Source organism: Pseudomonas sp. P5_A2_2 (assembly GCF_054177685.1).
Window position 1 is genome coordinate 1 of the sequence record NZ_JBGCUL010000731.1, and the last position, 2,306, is coordinate 2,306.

Consider the following 2,306-nt stretch of genomic DNA (forward strand, 5'->3'; position numbering starts at 1 on the left):
AAGTTGCTGTGGACGTGCCGATCCTGACCAATCTTCGACTCGACCCGTTCGAGCGCATGGGCTGGCCGGAAAATCAGGCCGCGCAGGGTTCGCAACAATACTTCGACTGGTTCAAGTTCCAATTCTGGCGTTTCGTGTTCGTCCAGCAGCAGGTGGCCAAACTGGCAGAAACAGCGATCGAGTTCCCGCCGATGCAAAAAGGCGCGAGTTTCAACCTCGACTCTGTTAAAGCCAAGATCGCCGCGGCCAGGGCAGAGATGGCCAAGTAACAGCCGAATCCACGGGTGGCTGGTGCAGTCCACCCGTATTCGAAAAGGACAATTGCTGAGGGATTTCAATGCCGACAAAAACCGCTACCCTGCCCGCCTCTGCGCTACTTGTCCTGTGCTGCCAACAAGCCTGGGCCGGCGGCATCATGCTCTATGAAATCGGCACTGATAACGCCGGCCTGGCCAACGCCGGTGCCGCCGCCCGTGCACAAGGCCCCTCGACCATCGCCAGCAACCCCGCGGGCATGAGCTACCTGCCGGGCACGCAAATCACCGCCGGCTTGCAGGTTCTGTATGGCGACCTGAGCTTCGACCGCGACTCCGGCACCAACACCCCGGGCAGCGGCAGTGGCAATGCCCTCGATCCGATTCCCGGTGGCAGCTTCTTCATCAGCCATGAACTGGACGAGCACTGGAGCGTCGGTTTCGGCCAGTACGGTGACTTCGGGCTGGCGGTCAACTACGACAACGATTGGTCCGGCCGCTACTTCGCACAGAACTCCAGCCTGCTCGGCCTGTCGCTGGTACCGAGCGTGGCTTATCGCTTCAACGAGCAGTGGTCGGTCGGCCTGGGCATCAAGGCCATGTACGGCATGTTGAAGGCAGACACCGCCATCGACCGCTCCCCTTTCGGCTTCACTGACCGCTCTGACGGCCAATTCAAGTACCGGGACAACACCTGGGGCTATGGCGCCAACGTCGGCGTGATCTACGCCCCGCAACCCGGCACGCGCATCGGCCTGACCTACACCAGCCAGGTCGACCTGGACTTCGAGGACCGGCTCGATGTGAAGGGCGACGGACGTCTGCTCGAGCGCGTCAACAACACCAACACCGAACTCGACATGAAGGTGCCGCAAACCGTCACCCTGAGCCTGTTCCAGCAACTGGACCGGCAATGGGCGCTGCTGGCCTCGGCCAACTGGCAGGACTGGTCCGAGTTCGGCGACAYCGCCGTAGAGGTCGACACCACGGCCTTTGGTGCGCAATCGACAACGGTCGACGCCGGCTTCAAGGACACCTGGCACCTTTCCCTTGGCGCGCAATACCAGGCCACCGAGCAGTGGTTGTGGAACTTCGGCGTGGCCTACGACAGCAGTGCCGTCTCGGACAGCAACCGTAGCGTGGTCGTGCCGATGAGCGAATCCTGGCGCATTGCCACAGGAGCCACCTATGCCCTGAACAAGGACACCGATGTCAACGTCAGCTGGGCCATGGTCTGGATCGGCGACATGCCGGTGGACCAGGCCAAATCCGTATCGGGCAATCGAGTTTCCGGTGAATTCGACAATGCCTGGATTCAAGCCTTGACCGGGAATATGACCTGGCGATTCTGATGTTTTGTAAACGAAAGAACGACGATTTCACCCAAGGAGTAAACACCACTATGAATCTGTCCCGAAACCTGCTTGTCGGCGCCGCGCTGGCCAGTCTGTTGCTAGGCGGTTGCACCTCGAAAGTGACGGAGAAGGAGCAATACTCTGGCTTCCTGTCCAACTACAACAACCTGCAGGAAGTCCAAACGCAGAGCGGCGGAACCGCGATGCGCTGGGTCAGCCCTTCGTGGAACCCGAATGCTTATGACACTGTGGTGTTCAACAAACTGGAGCTTTACCCGGCCCCCAAACCCAATGAGCGGGTCAACCAGCAGACGCTGACCGACATTCAGAACTACATGACCAGCAAGGCCAAGGCCTCGCTGGGTCAGAAGTACCGTGTAGTACCCACTTCCTCATCCGCCCCGGCGGGTTCCCGGCCCCTGATCATGCGGGCGGCGATTACCGGGGTGAACGCCGAAAACGAAGGCATGAAGTGGTATGAAGTGGTACCCGTTGCGGCCGTTGTCGGGGCAACTCAGGCCGCCACCGGTCACCGCGACCAGGACACCACCCTGTTCATCGAAGCCGAGTTCGTTGACGCCAAGAGCAACCAGACCGTGGCCAAAGTGGTGCGCAAGGTGTTTGGCACCGCCCTGGAAAACGAAAGCCAGAAGATTACCGCCAAGGACTTCAAGGCAGCGATCGACAAACTGGGTAC

Annotated in this window: 2 protein-coding genes and 1 pseudogene; all 3 read left to right on the forward strand. The window is 60.2% G+C overall.

The features are described from left to right. Window positions 1-269, forward strand: a pseudogene (locus ACXRVY_RS24900) (arylsulfatase); the annotation flags it as partial. 68 nt (window positions 270-337) lie between these two features. Next, a complete protein-coding gene (locus ACXRVY_RS24905) occupies window positions 338-1,606 on the forward strand; it encodes an OmpP1/FadL family transporter (protein ID WP_458238508.1) in 1,269 nt (422 codons plus the stop codon). A gap of 50 nt (window positions 1,607-1,656) precedes the next feature. Next, a partial coding sequence (locus ACXRVY_RS24910; protein WP_458238509.1) for a DUF3313 domain-containing protein occupies window positions 1,657-2,306 on the forward strand: 650 nt, incomplete at its 3' end.